An 18,646-nucleotide genomic window follows, 5' to 3' on the forward strand; every position below is an offset into this window, starting at 1 on the left:
AACCATGAGTGCTATCGTTGACATCGTCGGTCGCGAGATTCTGGACAGCCGCGGCAACCCCACTGTCGAGTGCGACGTGCTGCTCGAATCGGGCGTGATGGGCCGGGCCGCTGTGCCGTCGGGCGCATCCACCGGCAGCCGCGAAGCCATTGAAATGCGCGACGGCGACAAGAGCCGTTACCTGGGCAAGGGCGTGCTCAAGGCCGTGGAAACCATCAACACCGAAATCTCTGAAGCCGTGCTGGGCCTGGATGCGTCGGAACAGGGTTTTCTGGACAAGACCCTGATCGACCTCGATGGCACCGAGAACAAGAGCCGCCTGGGCGCCAACGCCATGCTGGCCGTGTCGATGGCCGTGGCCCGCGCAGCGGCTGAAGAATCCGGCCTGCCCCTGTACCGCTACCTGGGTGGCATGGGCAGCGTGCAGTTGCCCGTGCCCATGATGAACGTGATCAACGGCGGCGCACACGCCAACAACAGCCTGGACCTGCAGGAGTTCATGATCATCCCCGTGGGCGCGCCCACATTCCGCGAAGCCGTTCGCTGGGGCGCCGAGGTGTTCCACGCCCTCAAGAAGATCATCCACGACAAGGGCATGAGCACCGCCGTGGGCGATGAAGGCGGGTTCGCGCCTTCCGTGGAAAACCACGAAGCCGCCATCCAGCTCATCCTGCAGGCCATCGACGCTGCGGGCTACACCGCCGGCGAGCAGATCGCCCTGGGCCTGGACTGCGCCGCCAGCGAGTTCTACAAGGACGGCAAGTACGTGCTGGAAGGCGAAGGCGGCATCAAGCTCAGCGCCGAGCAGTGGACCGACATGCTGGCCACCTGGGTGGACAAGTACCCCATCATCAGCATCGAAGACGGCATGCACGAAGGCGACTGGGACGGCTGGAAGCACCTGACCGAACGCCTGGGCGACAAGGTGCAGCTGGTGGGCGACGACCTGTTCGTGACCAACACCAAGATCCTCAAGGAAGGCATCGACAAGAAGATCGCCAACTCCATCCTGATCAAGATCAACCAGATCGGTACGCTGACCGAAACGTTCGCCGCCATCGAGATGGCCAAGCGCGCCGGCTACACCGCCGTGATCTCGCACCGCTCGGGCGAAACCGAAGACAGCACGATTGCCGACATCGCCGTGGGCACCAACGCGGGACAGATCAAGACCGGCAGCTTGAGCCGTTCGGACCGCATCGCCAAGTACAACCAGCTGCTGCGCATCGAGGAAGACCTGGGCGAAATTGCCCAGTACCCCGGCCGCGCTGCGTTCTATAACCTGAAGTAATGCCCCCCACGGTCGCCCACTGCGTGTGGCTCCCTGCCCCCCCAAGGGGCCACGTTTCCCTTTTGGGGCTGACCGCCAAGCGGTTCAGAGCGCCTTGGGGCGGCCCGGCGGCGAAACATCGTTGCAACAGTAAAGGTTGACCCTTGGTCTCACGCATCGTCACCGTGGTTCTGCTGGCACTGCTGGTAGGGCTGCACGCCCAGCTCTGGCTGGGGCGTGGCAGCGTGCCGCGTGTCAACGAGATGCAGCGGCAGATTGATGTGCAGAAGGCCGCAAACGACCAGGCCCGCCAGGCCAACGAGCGCCTGGCGTCCGAGGTGCACGACCTCAAGGAAGGCCTGGACATGGTGGAAGAAAAAGCACGCAGCGAACTGGGCATGGTCAAGCCCAACGAGATCTACGTGCAGTTCACACCGCGCTGAGGCGCGGTTTTTTGTGCACCCCGTGTCTGCGCCGCCGCCGACCATTGCCCTGATCGGCGCACCCGGCACCGGGGCCGCAGCCCTCGCACACGATTTGCAACAGCGGTTGGCACGAGGCGCTGCGCGCCTTGTCTGCACGACGACCGCGGACGACTGCACGGCGGCTGCCCTCACGCTGCTGATGGGGCTGGACCTGCCCTGCCCGCCCGCGCAGCAACCCGACCGCGAAGCCGCGGACGCCCGGCTTCGGGCTGCGCTGGCCCAGGCCGGGCTGCGTTACCAAGTGGTCTATGGCCAAGGTGAACGGCGGATCGAGAACGCGCTGAACGCTATCAATAAGATAGCTATTGGCGCTTATCCAGCAAGCGCCAGAGGCAGTTTTGAATCAAAAAATGCCACCCGAAAGCCCCGGTTGCGCGACTGGAACTGCGAGAAATGCAGCGACCCTCAATGCGAGCACCGCCTGTTCACCTCGCTTGTCGCCCAGCGAGAAGCACAGCAACCCTGAGGGCCGTGCCAAATCTGGCGGATTACTGGATGCCCGTGGGCCCGGGCGGCTGGCTGACAGCGGGCGAGACAAAAATCTGCGCGGCGTCCACTGCATCAAACCGGTACTGCTGGCCGCAGAACTCGCAGCCCACCTCGATGTCCTCGCGCTCGGCGAGGATGCTCTCGGCTTCTTCCGCGCCCAGGTTGCGCAGCATGTTGCTCACCCGCTCGCGGCTGCAGGTGCAGGCAAAACGCGGTCCGCTGGCGCCTTGCTGGGGCTCAAAGCGCAGCAGCTTTTCCTCCCAGAACAGGCGGCGCAGGATGGTGTCCACGTCCAGCGTCAGCAACTCCTCGCGCGTCAGGCTGGCGGCCAGGTGGGCGATGCGGTTGTAGTCCTCGTTGTGGCCGATCTGGTCTTCGCTCTCGCGGTGCGAGAGCCCTGCGGCCAGGTTGCCTTCACCCTTGATGGGCATGCGCTGGATCAACAGTCCCGCCGCCACCTGCTCGTTGGCGCCCAGCACCAGGATGGTGTCGAGCTGCTCGGACTGCAGCATGTAGTGCTGCAGCACGTCGGACAGGCGGTCCAGCTTCTCGTGGTGGTTGCCGTGCAGCGGTACCACGCCCTGGTAGGGCTGCTGGCCAGGGTGGCGGTCCTTGGGATCCAGCGTGATCGCGCAGCGGCCGCCGCCGCCCACATTCACCATCTGGCTCAGGCGCGCGCCGTCGGGCACGTCGCCGTTGATGGTGGCCGTGGCGCGCAGGCTCAGGTCGGACTGCACCTCGGCCACGGCCAGCTTGACCGGGCCATCGCCAAACACCTGCAGCACCAGCGCACCGTTGAACTTGATGTTGGACTGCATCAACACACCCGCCGCCGCCATCTCGCCCAGCAGCTCGCTCACCGGTGCGGGATACGCGCCCGTGGCGGAATTGCCTGCACGCACGCGCAGGATTTCCGTCCAGGCATCGGTCAGGCGCACGATCATGCCGCGCACGGGAAGGCCATCAAAAAGAAACTTGTGAAGTTCAGACACGCAGGGGTTCCAGAAAATGTCGGCAATCAGCCGATTTTGCGCAGGCCGTTTCGAAAACGTCGCGCGTTGTCCATGTAGTGCAGGGCGCTCTGGCGCAGCCCTTCGATCTGCTCGGGCGTCAGTTCGCGCACCGCCTTGGCGGGGCTGCCAATGATCATGGAGCCATCGGGAAACTCCTTGCCCTCGGTGACCAGCGCACCGGCGCCCACCAGGCAATGCTTGCCGATCTTCGCCCCGTTGAGCACCACGGCGCCAATGCCGATCAGCGATTCGTCGCCAATCGTGCAGCCATGCAGCATGACCTGGTGGCCCACCGTCACGCGCTCGCCCACCACCAGGGGTTTTCCGAAGTCGGCGTGCAGCACAGTGGCGTCCTGGATGTTGGAGCCCGCGCCAATGGTGATGCTCTCGGTGTCGCCGCGCACCACGGTGCCAAACCAGACGCTGGCGTCTTCGCCCAGCACCACGTTGCCCATCACCTGCGCGCTGTCTGCCACCCAGGCCGATGCGGCCACCTGCGGCGCCACGCCATCGAGTTCATAAATTGCCATGCACCACTCCAGAAAAAGAAAAGGCCAGCGCGCGCAAGGCCACAGAAGCTGCCAGGCGTTACAGCGCCCCTAGAATTGTAAGGATGGAGCTTCGCCAACGTGCACTGCAGGTCTTGTGCCTTTCAGACCCTGAACAAAAAGCGGCCGCAGCGCTTGCCCTGCATGCGCAAGCAGCTACGCTTTCAATAGCAAACGACACGCACCCAATCCCCGGCGACGCCCACGACCTGCCAGGCCGCCCTGCGCGCCCCGAGCTTCGGCGTCATACCGACATGGCCCGGCGCTCGCCCGCCACGCCCGAGGGGCGCGCCGTGCTGATTCACGCCATCGCGCACATCGAGTTCAATGCCATCAACCTGGCGCTGGATGCCGTCTGGCGCTTTGGCGGCATGCCGCAGCGTTACTACCTCGACTGGATGCTGGTGGCGGCCGAGGAGGCCGGCCATTTCAGGCTGCTGCGCGACCACCTGCGCAGCCAGGGCCATGACTACGGCGACTTCCCGGCCCACCAGGGCCTGTGGACCATGTGCGAGAAGACTGGGCACGACATCCTTGCCCGCATGGCGCTGGTGCCCCGGACCCTGGAGGCCCGGGGGCTGGACGCCACGCCCCAGATCCAGGCCAAGCTGCGCCAGGTGGGCACGCCCGACGCACTCGCGGCCGTGGCCATTCTGGACACCATCCTGCGCGACGAGGTGGGTCATGTGGCGATTGGCAACCACTGGTATCGCTGGCTCTGTGAACGGGCGGGGCTGGACCCCGAGACCCACTACGCCACGCTGGTGGCGCAATACGAGGCCCCGCGCCTCAAACCCCCGTTCAACGAAACGGCCCGCAAAAAGGCCGGCTTCACCGACAACGAACTGCGCTGGCTCCAGCAGCTGTGAAATTCTGGTTACATGGCGCATTGCCGCCGCTCCTACAATCCGCCGCGCCAGCCCGGCACTGACACCGGCCCCTGTTTCTTCGATACTCCCTCCATGAGCACAAACACCGCCCCCGGCACTTCTTCTGCACCTGCCACCGACAACCAGACCTCGGTCGCCATGATCGCGCGGCAGGCCATCGTCAACGCGCAACAGGTGGTGGTGGGCTACGAACTGTTCAACCGCTCGCGCAGCGGCGCGGCGCACACGGCCGCCACCGATGTGATCCTGGTCTTCACGGCGCTGTCGCATGCGGGCACCGAAGAGCTGGTGGGCAAGAAGCTCATCTTCGTCAACTGCACCCACGAGAGCCTCTCGGGCGGGCACCTGGAACTGGTAGACCCTGACAAGGTGGTGCTGGAGATCCCGCCGCTGGGCCATGCGGCCAGTGAAGAGGTGGCCACGCGACTGCCCATCCTCACGGAGCTGCGCGATCGCGGCTTTCACCTGGCGTTCAACCACACTGTGCTGGAGTCGGCCTATGCGCCCTGGCTGCCGCTGGCCGACTACATCAAGCTGGACCTGTCGGTGCTGGCCCCCGACCAGCTCGCCGTGCTCATCAGCTATGCGGGGCGCCATTCGCAGGCTGAACTGATCGCCGAAAAGGTGGAAACCGCCCAGCAGTACGACATGGTCTCCAGCCAGGGCGTGCAGATGTTCCAGGGCTACTGGTTCGCGCGCCCAGCCCTCGTTGAGGCCAAGCTGCTCACGCCCTCGCAGGCCAGCATCATCGAACTCATCAACCAGGTGCGCAAACAGGCCAGCACCGACGACATCGAAGAAACGCTCAAGAAAGACGCTGGCCTGGCATTCAACCTGATGCGCCTGATCAATTCTGCCGGCTTCGGGCTCTCGCGCGAGGTGTCATCCTTCCGCCAGGCCGTCATGCTGATGGGGCTGAAAAAGCTTTTCCGCTGGGCCGCCCTGCTGCTGACCGCTTCGCGCACCAGTGGCACGCCGTCGTCCGTGGGGCAGACGGCCGTGGTGCGGGGCCGCCTGATGGAACTGCTGGCGCTGGAAACGCTGCCCCCCGAAGAGGCCGACCAGGCCTTTGTCGTCGGCATTTTCTCGCTGCTGGACGTCATGCTCTCGATGCCCATGGAATCGGCGCTGGGCCTGCTCAACGTGCCCGAGCCGGTGGCTGCAGCGCTGCTGCGCCGAGAGGGCTTTCTGGGCGACCTGCTGACACTGGCCGAGGCCTGCGAGTCCAGCGACGATGTGGTGTTCAACCGCACGGCAGGGCTGCTGCACCTGTCCAGCCAGCAGATCAACCTGGCCCACCTGCAGGCGCTGGCCTGGGCAGACCAGCTCGGCGACTGACACCCGTCTGCCTGCGATGCAGGGCGATGCGCAGGGATTCCTGTGCGGGCGGAGCGTGCCGGTCTAGAATCAAGTGCGAGCCCCGCCCTTCATCACAGCAGACCCATGTCGAGCACACCTGAACAAGACGCCCCCGAAGCTGCAGCGCCAGCGGTTGAACCCGTAGACGAGAACATCGCAATCATTGCGCGCCAGGCCATCGTGGATGAATCCCGCGCTGTCTATGGCTATGAGCTGTTTGACCGCTCCACGGCCTCTGATGCGCACACCGCTGCCAGTGATGCCGCCCTGCTGTTCAATGCACTGTCGTACGCCGGCACGGAAGCGCTGGTGGGCAAGAAAACGGTGTTCATCAACTGCACGCACGACAGCCTCTCGGGCGGCCACCTGGAGCTGATCCACCCCGAGAAGGTGGTACTGGAAGTCCCCCCCCTGCCCGAAGGCGCCACCACCGAGCAGATCGAAGGCCGTATCCCCACCCTGGAAGCACTGCGCGCACGCGGTTTTCGCCTGGCGTTCGACCAGCAGGCCCTCAAGCGCGCCTACACCAGCTGGCTGCCGCTCGCGTCCTTCATCAAGCTGGACATGCAGGCCTTCAAGCCCGAACTGGCAGGGCCGCTGGTGAAGTTCTCCACCACCCACAGCAAGGCCACGCTGGTGGCCGAAAAGGTGGAAACCGCCGAGCAGTACGAGCTGATGCGCGGGCTGGGGGTCAAGCTGTTCCAGGGCTACTGGTTCGCCAAGCCGTCGCTGGTGAAGGCCACCACCATCCGCCCCTCGCAGGCCACCATCATCCAGCTCATCAACCTGGTGCGCAAACAGGCGACCACGGCTGAAATTGAAGAACTGCTCAAGAAAGACCCCACCCTGTCTTTCAACCTGCTGCGCTTCATCAACTCGTCGGGTTTTGGCCTGTCGTGCGAGATCACCTCGTTCCGCCATGCGGTGATGATCCTGGGCCTCAAAAAGCTGTTCCGCTGGGCAGCCTTGCTCATGACCACATCCCGCGCGGGCGGTGCCCCACCGGCCGTGGGCCAGACCGCCGTGGTGCGTGGCCGCCTGATGGAGCTGCTCGCCGCCGAGCTGCTGCCGCCCGAAGAATGCGACAACGCTTTTGTGGTGGGCGTCTTCTCGCTGCTCGACACCATGCTGGGTGTTCCCATTGAAAAAGCGCTGGAATCGGTGGCGCTGCCCGAGCCCGTGATGGATGCACTGCTGCGTGGTACCGGGGTGTTTGCGCCTTTTCTGGAGCTCACCATTGCGTGCGAAAGCGGCGATGAGGTGGCCTTTGCCAGGGCGGCTGACGCGCTGCATCTGTCCAACCGCCAGGTCAACTGGGCCCATCTGCAGGCGCTGACCTGGGCGGAAAGCCTGAACGAAGAGTGACGCGCGCCGGGCGTTGGCCCGGCCAGGGTCAACCCCGCGGATGGTGCTGCGCATGCAGCGACTTGAGCCGCTCCCGCGCCACATGGGTATAGATGGTGGTGGTGGAAATATCGGCGTGCCCCAGCAGCAGCTGCACCACCCGCAGGTCAGCGCCATGGTTGAGCAGGTGTGTGGCAAAGGCATGCCGCAGCGTATGGGGCGACAGCGGCACGGTGATGCCCGCCACCTGCGCCCATTTCTTCACAATGACCCAGAACATCACGCGCGTCATGCCGCTACCGCGCTGCGTCACAAAGAGGTCATCGGTCTGCTGGCCGCCCAGGATCGTGCCCCGCGCTTCCTGAAGGTAGCGCTCCAGCCACTGGCGGGCTTCCTCGCCAAAAGGCACCAGCCGCTCCTTGCTACCCTTGCCCATCACTCGCAGCACGCCTTCGTTCAACCCCAGCTGGAAGGTCTTGAGCGTGACCAGCTCCGTCACGCGCAGCCCGCTGGCGTACATCAGCTCCAGCATCGTGCGGTCGCGCAGGCCCAGCGGGTTGCCCAGGTCGGGTGCGTTCAGCAGTGCCTCCACCTGCGCCTGGGACAGTGTCTTGGGCACGCGCAGCGGCTGGCGCGCGGCCTGCAGGCGCACTGTGGGGTCGGCCGCCATGCGCCGCTCGCGCACCGCCCAGTGAAAGTAGCGGCGCAGCACCGTCAGGCGCCGGTTGGCAGACGTGGCACGGGTCTGCGCGTGCCGGGCGGCAAAGTACCCCTGAAGATGGTGCTCGGCTGTGTCATCCAGCGCCAGCGGCGGCTGCTGGCCTGCCAGCCACTGTGCATACAGCGTGAGATCGCGCCGGTAAGCGGCCAGCGTGTTGCGCGACAGGCCGTCCTCCAGCCACAGGGCGTCCACAAAGGTGTCAATGGCGGTCAGGCTGGTGGGGAGCATGCAAAAACGATAGCACGTAAAAAAACCGCCCGTGGCAACGGGCGGCTTGGTGTGGCAACAAAGCCGCGCCGGCTTATTCCAGCGTCAGCTTCTGCTTGGCGACCACATCCTTGTACACCGCGAATTCGGCCTTGATCTGTTCGGCAAACTGCTCGGGGGTGTTGCCCACCACGATCGAGCCGGTGTCTTCAATGCGCTTTTTCACCGCCGGGTCTTGCAAAGCGGTGCGCACGGCGGCGTTGATCTTGTCCACGATGTCCTTGGGCAGGCCCTTGGGCCCCAGGATGCCGTAGTACGCCATGCGGTTCACGGGCTCCAGGCCCAGTTCCTTGAAGGTGGGCACATTGGGCAGTGCGGCCACGCGCTGGGGGGCTGCCACGGCAATGGCGACCAGGCGGTTGTCCTTGATAAAGGGCAGCGCCGATGGGATGTTGTCAAAGATGATCGGCACCTGGCCGGCCACAGTGTCGTTCAGTGCAGGGCCCGCACCGCGGTAGGGGATGTGCGTGACGAAGGTGTTGGACAGGCTCTTGTACAGCTCCATCTGCAGGTGGCCGATGCCGCCCGTGCCCGACGATGCATACGAATACTTGCCGGGGTTCTTCTGCACTTCGACCACAAACGACTTGTAGTCCTTGGCGGGGAAGCTGGGGTTCACGGCAATCAGGTTGGGCGTGGCCGCAATGTTGATGATGGGCGTGAAATCCGTCAGCGGGTTGTACGGGGTCTTGGGGTTGATGGCGGGGTTGGCGGCCGTGGTGGACACGGTGGCCACGCCCAGCGTGTAGCCGTCGGGTGCCGAGCGTGCCGTTTCCGCCGCACCCACAATGCCGCCGCCACCGGCCTTGTTCTCCACGATCACGCTCTGGCCGAGGGCCTTGCCCAGCGGGTCGGCGATCACGCGCGCAATGATGTCGGTGGTGCCACCGGGTGCAAACGGCACCTGCAGCTTGATCACCTTGTTGGGGTAGCCCTGGGCGGCTGCGGTACCTGCTGCGGCGGCCAGTACGGACAGCGCAAGCCATTGACGACGATGCATGGAGTTCTCCTTCGTGAGGTAACAGACAGCGCTGATGGTATGCGCAACACGCCCGCCATCAACCTGCGGATTCCACATAAGGGCTAACCCCAAGACCCTGCCTTGCATCAAGTATTCTCGGAGCGTGAATTACGCCCAGCTCCTGATCCCGGATTTCTCCCTCATCCTCTGCGGTTACCTGATCTGCCGGTACACCGCCCTCAACCGCTCGGTGTGGCAGCCCGTGGAGAGCCTGGTGTACTACCTGCTGTTCCCGGTACTGCTGTTCCAGTCCATCGTCAAGAGCCCCGTGGACATCGGCGCTGCGTCGGGCCTCATTGCGGCGGGGTTGGCCATGGGCGTTTCAGGCATTGCGGTGGCCTACAGCCTGCCGCACTGGCCCTGGCTGGGCAAACACATCGACGCGCGCGACCATGCGGCCAGCGCGCAGGTGGCGTTCCGCTTCAACTCGTTCATTGGCCTGGCCATTGCCGAGCGCCTGGCGGGCGCAGAAGGCCTGCTGATGATCGCCGTGCTGATCGGCGTGTGTGTGCCGCTGTTCAACGTGGCGGCCGTGTGGCCCATGGCGCGGCACGGGCAGCACAGCTTTGCACGGGAGCTGATGCGCAACCCGCTCATCATCGCCACGGGATCGGGTTTGATCGCCAATTTGCTGGGGTTTCAGATCCCTGAATGGGCCAGCCCCACAGTCAGCCGCATCAGCGCCGCATCGCTGGCCCTCGGCCTGATGGCAGCCGGCGCAGGCCTGCAGTTTGGCCTGCTCTCGCGCGGCAAGGCGCTGAGCGTGGCGGTGTTGTCCATCCGGCACCTGGTGCAGCCACTGCTGGCGTTTGCGATGGCACGGCTGTTCGGGCTGAACCCGGTGCAGACGACGGTGCTTCTGGCCTTCTCGGCCCTGCCCACCGCATCTACCTGCTATGTGCTGGCGGCGCGCATGGGCTACAACGGGCCGTATGTGGCCGGGCTGGTCACCCTATCCACCTTGCTGGGCATGGTCAGCCTGCCGTTTGCGCTGGGGTTTCTCCGATGACCGATTCCCGCAGAGCCCTGGGTTCGGACGCTGTGACGAGCCGCCGCACGTTGATGGCAAGCCTGGGGGCACTGGCGCTGGTGGAGCAGGTGGGCTGCGGGCGCAAAACCCCGCGCGCGCAATCGTTGTCGCCCGATGCCACCGTGCTGGCCCTGGGCGACTCGCTGACATCGGGCGTGGGTGCCTCGGCCGACACCGCCTACCCGGCCGTGCTGGCACGCCTGACAGGCTGGAAAGTAGTCAACGGCGGCATCTCGGGCGACACCTCTGCCCAGGCGCTGGCACGGTTGCCAGGGTTGCTGAAGAAGTACACCCCCGCGCTGGTGATCGTGAGCATTGGCGGCAACGACTTTTTGCGCCGCCAGAGCACTGCCACAACCCGCAGCAACATCCGCCAGATCTGCGCTGATGCACAGGCCAGCGGCGCACAGGTGCTGCTGGTGGCCGTGCCCGAGCTGACGATGTTGGCCGCAGTAGGCCGCCTGAGCGACCACGCCATGTACGAGGAAATCGCCAGCGAGCTGAAAGTGCCGCTGCACCGCAAAGGCTGGTCAGGTGTACTGGGGCAGGAGCGGCTGCGGGCGGACCAGATCCATGCCAATGCGGCGGGGTATGAAGAATTCACCCAGGGGCTGGTGTTGACCCTCAAAGACACAGGTTGGCTGGCGCGGTAGCCGCAAGAGCCAAAGCAACACGCCGCAGCAAAGCGGTACCAATGCTCTTATTTTGATAGCTGTTCGCGCTTATCCATCAAGCGCTGGTGGCCAATTTCATTCAAAATCCAGCGCCCAGGCGACATGCTCGCGCACCAGCTCGCTGGGGTCGTCGGCGCGGGACTGCAATGCCGCACGCACCGCCTCGTCGCCCGTCGCCCGCAGCGCATTGCCCAGCGACACAGCCACATTGCGCAGCCAGCGCTCGTGCCCGATGCGGCGGATGGGGCCACCCTCGGTCATGCGCAAAAAGGTCGGCTCGTCCCACGCAAACAGATGCACCAGTTGCTGACCCGCCAGGCCCTTGCGCTCGTCAAAATCCGGCAGGCGGCTGACCTGGGCGAACTTGTTCCAGGGGCAGATCAGCTGGCAGTCGTCGCAGCCATAGATGCGGTTGCCCATCAGCGGCCGCAGTTCCAGCGGAATGGGCCCGGCGTGCTCGATGGTCAGGTACGAGATGCAACGCCGCGCATCCAGCCGGTGCGGCGCAATGATGGCCTGCGTGGGGCAGATGTCGATGCAGGCACTGCAACTGCCGCAGTGCGCGGTGACGGGCTCGCTTTCGGGCAGGGCCATGTCCACATAGATTTCGCCCAGAAAGAACATCGACCCCGCCTCGCGGCTGAGCACCAGCGTGTGTTTGCCGCGCCACCCCTGGCCACTGCGTGCAGCCAGCTCGGCCTCCAGCACGGGGGCCGAGTCGGTGAACACGCGGTGGCCAAACGGGCCAATCGCCTCGGCAATGCGGTCGCTCAGTTTTTGCAGGCGCGCGCGCAGCACCTTGTGGTAGTCCCGGCCCCGGGCATAGACGGAGACGATGCCTTCCTGCGGGCGGACGAGGCGCGAGAGCTCCATCACCTGCCAGCCTTCGGGCGCGTCCACGGCGGTATCGCGCGGCAAGTAATCCATGCGCGCGGTGATCACGCTCACCGTGCCGGGCACCAGCTCGGCCGGGCGTGCGCGCTTCAACCCATGGGATGCCATGTAATGCATGTCACCATGGAACCCCTGCGCCAGCCAGGCCTCAAGCCCGGGCTCTGCCGCAGACAAGTCCACCCCCGCCACGCCGATTTGGGAAAATCCCAGTTCGCGGGCCCACTCCTGCATTTGAGGAACGAGTTGACTGTTGCACCACATACCGGCCAGATTGTAGAAAGCGGCGACGCCACCGCCGCCCCGGCCACGCGCCATTTCACCTGGCACAGCGAGGACGACACCACCGCCTTCGCGCAGCGCCTTGCCGCACAGCCCCTGCTGGCCAATGCCTTCGTGACCCTGCACGGCGACCTGGGCGCGGGCAAGACCACACTGGTGCGCCACCTGCTGCGCGCCCTGGGCGTGCAAGGCCGCATCAAGAGCCCCACCTATGCCGTGGTGGAGCCGCACGAGGCCCCGGGCCTCGCCATCTGGCACTTCGACTTCTACCGTTTTGACGACCCGCGCGAGTGGGAGGATGCGGGTTTCAGGGACATTTTTGCCAACCCCGGCCTCAAGGTGGCAGAATGGCCGGAAAAGGCCGCAGCGCTTACCCCGCTTGCGGACCTTGCTATCCACATTGAAGCAATGGATGACACCGAAAGGAAGATCACGCTGCACGCCCACACCGCCACCGGGCGCAGCCTGCTGCAAGCCCTCTGAGACGCCGTGAACGAACCCACCCTGCCCGCCCGCCCCGCTGCTGCCCCCCTGCCCTCGCGCCGCTCCGTGCTGCAAGCGGGCAGCCTGGTGCTGCTGCTGGGCACGCAGCAGATTGCACGCGGCGCCACCATCCTGGCCGTGCGCGTGTGGCCCGCCCCCGAATATTCGCGGGTGACCATCGAATCCGACGGTGCGCTGGTGGCCAAGCAGTTTTTCGTCACCACACCGCCCCGGCTGGCGGTGGACATTGAGGGCATTGACCTGAGCCCCGAGCTGCGCGAGCTGGTGGCCAAGGTCAAGCCCGACGACCCCAACATTGCCGGCATCCGTGTGGGCCAGAACGCGCCTGGCGTGGTGCGGCTGGTGGTCGACCTGAAACAGGCCGCCATGCCCCAGGTGTTCACCCTGCCGCCGGTGGCCGCCTACCAGCACCGGCTGGTGTTTGACCTGTACCCCGCCGAGCCGGTGGACCCGCTGGAGGCGCTGATTGCCGAGCGCCTGCGCGAAGCCCCTGCCAAACCCGCGCCAGCCCCCAACCCACCGCTGACAGCTGCCGCAGCCGCCGCCGCACGGCCCCCTGCGCCCCCCGCCGAGCACGACCCCCTGGGCGACCTGATTGCCCAGCGCAGCCAGCGCCCGGGCCCGCCCGAGCCCCCGCCCATGGTGGCCACCACGCCGCCACCGGAACCCGCGCGCCCTGGCAACCGCGCCACCACCACCCAGACCGACCGGATCATCATCGTGGCGCTGGACCCTGGTCATGGCGGCGAAGACCCCGGTGCCATCGGCCCCGCAGGCACGCGCGAAAAGGACGTGGTGCTGCGCGTGGCGCACATGCTGCGCGATCGCATCAACGCCACCACCGTGGGAGGCAACCCCATGCGCGCCTACCTGACGCGCGACGGCGACTACTTTGTACCCCTGGCCACCCGCGTGCAAAAGGCGCGGCGCGTGCAGGCCGACCTGTTCGTCAGCATCCATGCCGACGCGTTCACGGTGCCCACGGCGCGCGGCGCCAGCGTGTTTGCGCTGAGCCAGGGCGGCGCCTCCAGCACGGCTGCGCGCTGGCTGGCCAACAAGGAAAACCAGGCAGATCTGGTGGGTGGCATCAATGTGCAATCCAAAGACCGGCAGGTGCAGCGCGCGCTGCTGGACATGAGCACCACAGCGCAAATCAACGACAGCCTGAAGCTGGGGACGGTGTTGCTGGGCGAGATTGGCAATGTGGGTCGGCTGCACAAACCGCGTGTGGAGCAGGCGGGGTTTGCAGTGCTCAAGGCCCCGGATATCCCCAGCGTGCTGGTGGAAACCGCCTTCATCAGCAACCCGGAAGAAGAAAAGCGCCTGCGCAGCAGCGCCTACCAGGAGAAGCTCGCCGACGCGCTGATGCGCGGCATCGTGCGCTACTTCGCCAAGAACCCGCCGCTGGCGCGCAGCCGGTCGGTGTAGGCAAGCCCGCCTTGCGCAGGGCGCCAACTGCAGGCAAAGTAAGCCCCATCACCGGCGCCCCGTGCTCGTGGATCCCCTTGGGCGCCGGGGCCGAAGAAGGAGATAGCCATGGCCCTGCCCCACGCCCAATCCGGCCAGATCGTGAGCGTGCGCCCTCTGGGCGACCGCCTGCCTGAGGCTGTCACTGCCGCCATTCTCAAGGCGGGCCAGCTCGAGGTCATGCGCGTGGTACTGCCCGCAGGCAAATCCATGAAGGAGCACCAGACACCGGGGGAAGCCACCGTGCAATGCCTTGAAGGCGTGGTCGAGTTCACCACCGAGGACGGAAACCAGCAGTTGCACCCCGGCGACTTTGTGCATCTGGCCCCCCGCGCGCTGCACTCGCTCAAGGCGGTGGAGCACGCCTCGCTGCTGGTCACGATCTGCCTGCGCCCGGGTTAAGCCGCCGCAAAATAAACCCTGTGGCGCGGTCACCCATTCGGGACGGGATGCAAGGCGCAAATCGCAGCTGCGGCCAGGATGTGCAACGCCTCAGACCGCCCAAAGCCGGAGTGCGCGGCGCGCGAGGGGTTTTCAGCGCTTGCCTTGAAGGCATTCCCAAGCCCGCCCCGTCCTACACACGCACGCCAAGCCTGCCTACGCGCAGTCCTGCGGGCAGAGTCGATAGTAAAGGCACAGGTCAAGCCCCTCCGCAAACAGCAGACGGGCATCAGGGCCTGGATCCATTCATAAAGGACTCCTGCCATGAAAATCCGTCACATACTCCTCGCAACCACTTGCACTGCAGCCCTGGCCCTTGGCGGCTGCGCATCGAACCCTACTGGCGCACAGGTCGGAACGGGCGTAGGCGCTGTCGTAGGCGGGGTCGCCGGTAACGCCATCTTCGGCGGTCCGGTCGGCACCATTGGCGGTGCCGCTGCCGGTGCGCTGGTAGGCCACGAAATCGGCGAAGACCGCGACCAGCGCAAGCCGTATCGCCGATAAGCGTCTCCGGGTCTGGCATAGGGTCGCAACATAGCGACGCGCCAGCGCATGAAAAAAGCGGCTCCTGGAGCCGCTTTTCTTTTATTGGACAGGACGCTATCCGCGCCAGCGCGCCGCCAATCAGGCGGTCACGCCGTCTGCCACTTCCTTGAACTCGGCGATCTGGTCGAAGTTCATGTACTTGTAGATCTTGTCGCCGTTCTGGTTGATGACACCAATGTCAGCCAGGTACTCTTCCTTGGAGGGAATGCGGCCCAGCTTGGAGCAGATGGCCGAGAGTTCTGCCGAGCCCAGGTACACGTTGGTGTTCTTGCCCAGGCGGTTGGGGAAGTTGCGCGTGCTGGTGGACATCACGGTAGCGCCTTCCTTCACCTGTGCCTGGTTGCCCATGCACAGTGAGCAGCCGGGCATTTCCATGCGGGCACCGGCCGCGCCGAACACGCCGTAATGGCCTTCTTCGGTGAGCTGGTGCGCATCCATCTTGGTGGGTGGGGCCATCCACAGTTTTACCGGGATGTCCTTCTTGCCTTCGAGCAGCTTGGAAGCTGCGCGGAAGTGGCCGATGTTGGTCATGCACGAGCCGATGAACACTTCGTCAATCTTGGCGCCAGCCACGTCCGACAGCGTCTTGGCGTCGTCCGGATCGTTGGGGCAGCACACGATCGGCTCGGTGATCTCGGACAGGTCGATCTCGATCACGGCCGCGTACTCGGCGTCTTCGTCGGGCGCCAGCAGCTGCGGGTTGGCCAGCCAGGCTTCCATGGCCTTGATGCGGCGGCCGATGGTGCGTGCGTCGGCGTAGCCCTGGGCGATCATGTTCTTGAGCAGCACGATGTTCGAGTTGATGTACTCAATCACGGGTTCCTTGTTCAGGCGGACGGTGCAGCCCGCTGCAGAGCGCTCAGCCGACGCGTCGGACAGCTCGAACGCCTGTTCCACCTTCATGTCGGGCAAGCCTTCGATCTCAAGGATGCGGCCCGAGAAGATGTTCTTCTTGCCCTGCTTTTCCACTGTCAGCAGGCCTGCCTTGATGGCGTATAGCGGAATGGCATGCACCAGGTCGCGCAGCGTCACGCCCGGTTGCATCTGGCCCTTGAAGCGCACCAGCACCGATTCGGGCATATCGAGGGGCATCACGCCCGTGGCAGCGGCAAAAGCCACCAGGCCGGAACCTGCGGGGAAGCTGATGCCGATGGGGAAGCGGGTGTGCGAATCGCCGCCTGTGCCCACCGTATCGGGCAGCAGCATGCGGTTGAGCCAGCTGTGGATGATGCCGTCGCCGGGCTTGAGCGAGATGCCGCCGCGCGTGCTGATGAAGTCCGGCAGCTCGTGGTGCATCTTCACGTCCACGGGCTTGGGGTAAGCGGCCGTGTGGCAGAACGACTGCATCACCAGGTCGGAGCTGAAGCCCAGGCAAGCCAGGTCCTTCAGTTCGTCGCGGGTCATCGGGCCGGTGGTGTCTTGCGAACCCACCGACGTCATGCGGGGTTCGCAGTACGTGCCGGGCACCACGCCCTGGCCTTCGGGCAGACCGCAGGCACGGCCCACCATCTTTTGCGCCAGGGTGAAGCCCTTGCCGGTGGCAGCGGGCACCTGGGGCAGGCGGAACAGCGTGGATGGGGGCAGGCCCAGGGCTTCGCGGGCCTTGGTGGTCAGGCCGCGGCCGATGATCAGCGGAATGCGGCCGCCGGCACGCACTTCGTCAAACAGCACTTCGCTCTTGACTTCGAATTCGGCAATCACATTGCCGTCCTTGAGCGCCTTGCCGGCGTAGGGCAGCAGTTCGATCTCGTCGCCCATGTGCATCTGGCTCACGTCCAGCTCGATCGGCAGCGCGCCCGCGTCTTCCATGGTGTTGTAGAAGATGGGAGCAATCTTGCTGCCCAGGCAGACGCCGCCAAACCGCTTGTTGGGCACAAACGGAATGTCTTCGCCGGTGAACCACAGCACACTGTTGGTGGCCGACTTGCGGCTGGAACCCGTGCCGACCACGTCACCCACATAGGCCACCAGGTTGCCCTTGGCGCGCAGGTCTTCGATGAACTTCACCGGGCCGCGCTTGCCGTCTTCTTCAGGCGTGATGCCGTCGCGCTTGTTCTTGAGCATGGCCAGCGCATGCAGCGGGATGTCGGGGCGGCTCCAGGCGTCGGGGGCGGGCGACAAATCGTCGGTGTTGGTCTCGCCGGTAACCTTGAGCACGGTGAGCTTGATGCTCTGGGGCACTTCGGGGCGGCTGGTGAACCACTCGGCGTCGGCCCAGCTCTGCAGCACGGCCTTGGCGAAGGTATTGCCCTTGTCGGCCTTTTCCTTGACGTCATGGAACTGATCGAACATCAAGAGCGTCTTCTTGAGCGCTTCGGCGGCGACGGACGCCACCGCAGCATCGTCCAGCAGGTCGATCAGCGGCGTGAGGTTGTAGCCACCCAGCATGGTGCCCAGTAGCTGCGTTGCGCGCTCGCGGCCAATGAGGGTGCACACCTCAGTACCGTGCGCCACAGCCGCCAGGTAGCTGGCCTTCACCTTGGCGGCATCGTCCACACCGGCAGGCACGCGGTGGGTGATCAGGTCGACCAGCATGGCTTCTTCGCCAGCTGGAGGGTTCTTGAGGAGCTCGATCAGTTCGCTGGTCTGCTTGGCGCTCAAGGGCAGGGGCGGAATGCCCAGAGCAGCGCGCTCTGCAACATGGTCACGGTAGGCTTTCAACATCAGTTTTCTCCGGTTGCGTTCTAAAGTGGGGTGGCGTGCGAAATCAGCCTCGGCACACGGGCTTTCGTGCTGCACGCACAGGGTGTTGTTTTTTTCAGGGGCGAATAGCCCCGCGGCGCGTGGGCTACTTGAGAGGCTCCAGCACGCTCACAGGGGGGTTCTTCTTGATGGCTTCGGCCACGATGATCTGCTCAGGGCTCATGCACTCATCGGCCAGGCGCTGGCCAAGTTTCTGGTTCATGAGCATGGATTTGTTGGCAATCTGAAGCCACACCGCTCCGCCCTTTTTGTCCTCCAGGCGCACCGTCCCCGTGGTGGTAGCCACAGGCGCCATGAAGTACTTGAAGCCCTTGCCTTCGATGTGAAAGTGCCCCGGGCTCGCGGGCTCGGGCGACACGGTGACGAACGCACCCAGCTCACAGGGGATGCGGCCGACATGCACCCGCTCTGCAATGGCGAGTTCGTCAGGAGACAAGGCTGCTTCGGCCGCGATGATGCCGGTAGCCACCTGGTTGGCCGCGCTCTTGAGCTGCGTGCGGCTGCTGGTGCCCTCGGATTTGGCCACCGCGGACTTCTTGGCGGCGGGCGCCTTTTCCGCAGTCTTGGCGGGCTTGGCAGCCGGCTTGGCCGAAGCCTTGACCTCGGGCTTGGCGGGAGTTTGCGCCACGGCAAGCGCCGGAACGAGCAGCATCAATGCGGAAGCAATGAAGGATTTCATGGGTGGTCCTGCGAGAAGGATT

General features: G+C 65.2%; 19 protein-coding genes. 12 read left to right on the top strand and 7 right to left on the bottom strand.

Annotated features, from left to right (window positions below):
- Positions 1-4 precede the first annotated feature (4 nt).
- The 3 genes from eno (at position 5) to AAFF19_RS16300 (ending at position 2,221) form a co-directional block, all read left to right on the top strand.
- Positions 5-1,291 carry a phosphopyruvate hydratase gene (gene eno, locus AAFF19_RS16290; protein ID WP_008906023.1) on the top strand — a complete coding sequence of 429 codons (1,287 nt, stop codon included), beginning with the start codon at positions 5-7 and terminating at the stop codon, positions 1,289-1,291.
- A gap of 143 nt (positions 1,292-1,434) precedes the next feature.
- A complete protein-coding gene (gene ftsB, locus AAFF19_RS16295) occupies positions 1,435-1,713 on the top strand; it encodes a cell division protein FtsB (protein WP_182119806.1) in 279 nt (92 codons plus the stop codon).
- Between the two features lie 22 nt (positions 1,714-1,735).
- Positions 1,736-2,221, top strand: coding sequence for a hypothetical protein (locus AAFF19_RS16300; RefSeq protein WP_246330931.1), 486 nt, complete (start codon positions 1,736-1,738; stop codon positions 2,219-2,221).
- A 22-nt stretch (positions 2,222-2,243) separates the two neighbouring features.
- Here AAFF19_RS16300 and AAFF19_RS16305 read toward each other — a convergent pair whose 3' ends face one another.
- Complete coding sequence (locus AAFF19_RS16305) at positions 2,244-3,236, bottom strand: Hsp33 family molecular chaperone HslO (protein WP_182119808.1); 993 nt, start codon at positions 3,234-3,236, stop codon at positions 2,244-2,246.
- 26 nt (positions 3,237-3,262) lie between these two features.
- Positions 3,263-3,787: a gamma carbonic anhydrase family protein gene (locus AAFF19_RS16310; protein WP_008906027.1), complete on the bottom strand. Its 525-nt coding sequence runs from the start codon at positions 3,785-3,787 to the stop codon at positions 3,263-3,265.
- An 83-nt stretch (positions 3,788-3,870) separates the two neighbouring features.
- Between AAFF19_RS16310 and AAFF19_RS16315 the strand changes: the two genes are divergently transcribed.
- The 3 genes from AAFF19_RS16315 (at position 3,871) to AAFF19_RS16325 (ending at position 7,419) form a co-directional block, all read left to right on the top strand.
- Positions 3,871-4,674 carry a ferritin-like domain-containing protein gene (locus AAFF19_RS16315; RefSeq protein ID WP_008906028.1) on the top strand — a complete coding sequence of 268 codons (804 nt, stop codon included), beginning with the start codon at positions 3,871-3,873 and terminating at the stop codon, positions 4,672-4,674.
- A 93-nt stretch (positions 4,675-4,767) separates the two neighbouring features.
- Positions 4,768-6,033, top strand: a complete 1,266-nt coding sequence (locus tag AAFF19_RS16320) for an HDOD domain-containing protein (RefSeq protein ID WP_034695002.1) — start codon at positions 4,768-4,770, stop codon at positions 6,031-6,033.
- 105 nt (positions 6,034-6,138) lie between these two features.
- Complete coding sequence (locus tag AAFF19_RS16325) at positions 6,139-7,419, top strand: HDOD domain-containing protein (protein WP_342720564.1); 1,281 nt, start codon at positions 6,139-6,141, stop codon at positions 7,417-7,419.
- 28 nt (positions 7,420-7,447) lie between these two features.
- Here AAFF19_RS16325 and xerD read toward each other — a convergent pair whose 3' ends face one another.
- Both xerD and AAFF19_RS16335 read right to left on the bottom strand, forming a co-directional pair.
- Positions 7,448-8,347, bottom strand: coding sequence for a site-specific tyrosine recombinase XerD (gene xerD / locus AAFF19_RS16330; RefSeq protein WP_008906031.1), 900 nt, complete (start codon positions 8,345-8,347; stop codon positions 7,448-7,450).
- A 73-nt stretch (positions 8,348-8,420) separates the two neighbouring features.
- Complete coding sequence (locus tag AAFF19_RS16335; RefSeq protein ID WP_342720565.1) at positions 8,421-9,386, bottom strand: tripartite tricarboxylate transporter substrate binding protein BugE; 966 nt, start codon at positions 9,384-9,386, stop codon at positions 8,421-8,423.
- Positions 9,387-9,510: 124 nt separating this feature from the next.
- Here AAFF19_RS16335 and AAFF19_RS16340 point away from each other — a divergent pair, with 124 nt between their 5' ends.
- Both AAFF19_RS16340 and AAFF19_RS16345 read left to right on the top strand, forming a co-directional pair.
- The gene (locus AAFF19_RS16340) at positions 9,511-10,416 is read left to right on the top strand and encodes an AEC family transporter (protein WP_008906033.1); all 906 of its coding nucleotides are present in this window, start codon (positions 9,511-9,513) and stop codon (positions 10,414-10,416) included.
- On the top strand, positions 10,413-11,090 hold the full coding sequence (locus AAFF19_RS16345; RefSeq protein WP_342720567.1) for a GDSL-type esterase/lipase family protein: 678 nt from the start codon (positions 10,413-10,415) through the stop codon (positions 11,088-11,090). The genes AAFF19_RS16340 and AAFF19_RS16345 overlap by 4 nt, the downstream gene beginning before the upstream one ends.
- A 96-nt stretch (positions 11,091-11,186) precedes the next feature.
- On the opposite strand, the gene queG is transcribed toward AAFF19_RS16345, so the two are convergent.
- Entirely contained in the window at positions 11,187-12,236 is a 1,050-nt protein-coding gene (queG, locus tag AAFF19_RS16350; protein ID WP_342720568.1) for a tRNA epoxyqueuosine(34) reductase QueG, read from the bottom strand.
- A gap of 12 nt (positions 12,237-12,248) precedes the next feature.
- Here queG and tsaE point away from each other — a divergent pair, with 12 nt between their 5' ends.
- The 4 genes from tsaE (at position 12,249) to AAFF19_RS16370 (ending at position 15,200) form a co-directional block, all read left to right on the top strand.
- The gene (gene tsaE, locus AAFF19_RS16355; protein WP_182119811.1) at positions 12,249-12,767 is read left to right on the top strand and encodes a tRNA (adenosine(37)-N6)-threonylcarbamoyltransferase complex ATPase subunit type 1 TsaE; all 519 of its coding nucleotides are present in this window, start codon (positions 12,249-12,251) and stop codon (positions 12,765-12,767) included.
- Between the two features lie 6 nt (positions 12,768-12,773).
- Positions 12,774-14,216, top strand: a complete 1,443-nt coding sequence (locus tag AAFF19_RS16360) for an N-acetylmuramoyl-L-alanine amidase (RefSeq protein ID WP_008906037.1) — start codon at positions 12,774-12,776, stop codon at positions 14,214-14,216.
- A 108-nt stretch (positions 14,217-14,324) separates the two neighbouring features.
- The gene (locus tag AAFF19_RS16365) at positions 14,325-14,657 is read left to right on the top strand and encodes a cupin domain-containing protein (protein ID WP_008906038.1); all 333 of its coding nucleotides are present in this window, start codon (positions 14,325-14,327) and stop codon (positions 14,655-14,657) included.
- A gap of 303 nt (positions 14,658-14,960) precedes the next feature.
- A complete protein-coding gene (locus tag AAFF19_RS16370; protein WP_085942600.1) occupies positions 14,961-15,200 on the top strand; it encodes a glycine zipper 2TM domain-containing protein in 240 nt (79 codons plus the stop codon).
- A gap of 120 nt (positions 15,201-15,320) precedes the next feature.
- On the opposite strand, the gene acnB is transcribed toward AAFF19_RS16370, so the two are convergent.
- Both acnB and AAFF19_RS16380 read right to left on the bottom strand, forming a co-directional pair.
- The gene (acnB, locus tag AAFF19_RS16375) at positions 15,321-17,906 is read right to left on the bottom strand and encodes a bifunctional aconitate hydratase 2/2-methylisocitrate dehydratase (protein WP_008906039.1); all 2,586 of its coding nucleotides are present in this window, start codon (positions 17,904-17,906) and stop codon (positions 15,321-15,323) included.
- Between the two features lie 124 nt (positions 17,907-18,030).
- Positions 18,031-18,624, bottom strand: coding sequence for a hypothetical protein (locus AAFF19_RS16380; protein WP_008906040.1), 594 nt, complete (start codon positions 18,622-18,624; stop codon positions 18,031-18,033).
- Positions 18,625-18,646: the final 22 nt, after the last annotated feature.

Source organism: Acidovorax sp. FHTAMBA (assembly GCF_038958875.1).
In the GTDB taxonomy this organism is placed as follows: domain Bacteria; phylum Pseudomonadota; class Gammaproteobacteria; order Burkholderiales; family Burkholderiaceae_C; genus Acidovorax.

Bases quoted from the DNA above. Each gene is read 5' to 3' on its own strand.
- AAFF19_RS16315 (WP_008906028.1), top strand. From the start codon at position 3,871: ATGGAGCTTCGCCAACGTGCACTGCAGGTCTTGTGCCTTTCAGACCCT.
- AAFF19_RS16325 (WP_342720564.1), top strand. From the start codon at position 6,139: ATGTCGAGCACACCTGAACAAGACGCCCCCGAAGCTGCAGCGCCAGCG.
- AAFF19_RS16320 (WP_034695002.1), top strand. From the start codon at position 4,768: ATGAGCACAAACACCGCCCCCGGCACTTCTTCTGCACCTGCCACCGAC.
- AAFF19_RS16310 (WP_008906027.1), bottom strand. From the start codon at position 3,787: ATGGCAATTTATGAACTCGATGGCGTGGCGCCGCAGGTGGCCGCATCG.
- xerD (WP_008906031.1), bottom strand. From the start codon at position 8,347: ATGCTCCCCACCAGCCTGACCGCCATTGACACCTTTGTGGACGCCCTG.
- queG (WP_342720568.1), bottom strand. From the start codon at position 12,236: ATGCAGGAGTGGGCCCGCGAACTGGGATTTTCCCAAATCGGCGTGGCG.
- AAFF19_RS16380 (WP_008906040.1), bottom strand. From the start codon at position 18,624: ATGAAATCCTTCATTGCTTCCGCATTGATGCTGCTCGTTCCGGCGCTT.
- AAFF19_RS16345 (WP_342720567.1), top strand. From the start codon at position 10,413: ATGACCGATTCCCGCAGAGCCCTGGGTTCGGACGCTGTGACGAGCCGC.
- AAFF19_RS16370 (WP_085942600.1), top strand. From the start codon at position 14,961: ATGAAAATCCGTCACATACTCCTCGCAACCACTTGCACTGCAGCCCTG.
- acnB (WP_008906039.1), bottom strand. From the start codon at position 17,906: ATGTTGAAAGCCTACCGTGACCATGTTGCAGAGCGCGCTGCTCTGGGC.
- eno (WP_008906023.1), top strand. From the start codon at position 5: ATGAGTGCTATCGTTGACATCGTCGGTCGCGAGATTCTGGACAGCCGC.
- AAFF19_RS16335 (WP_342720565.1), bottom strand. From the start codon at position 9,386: ATGCATCGTCGTCAATGGCTTGCGCTGTCCGTACTGGCCGCCGCAGCA.
- AAFF19_RS16365 (WP_008906038.1), top strand. From the start codon at position 14,325: ATGGCCCTGCCCCACGCCCAATCCGGCCAGATCGTGAGCGTGCGCCCT.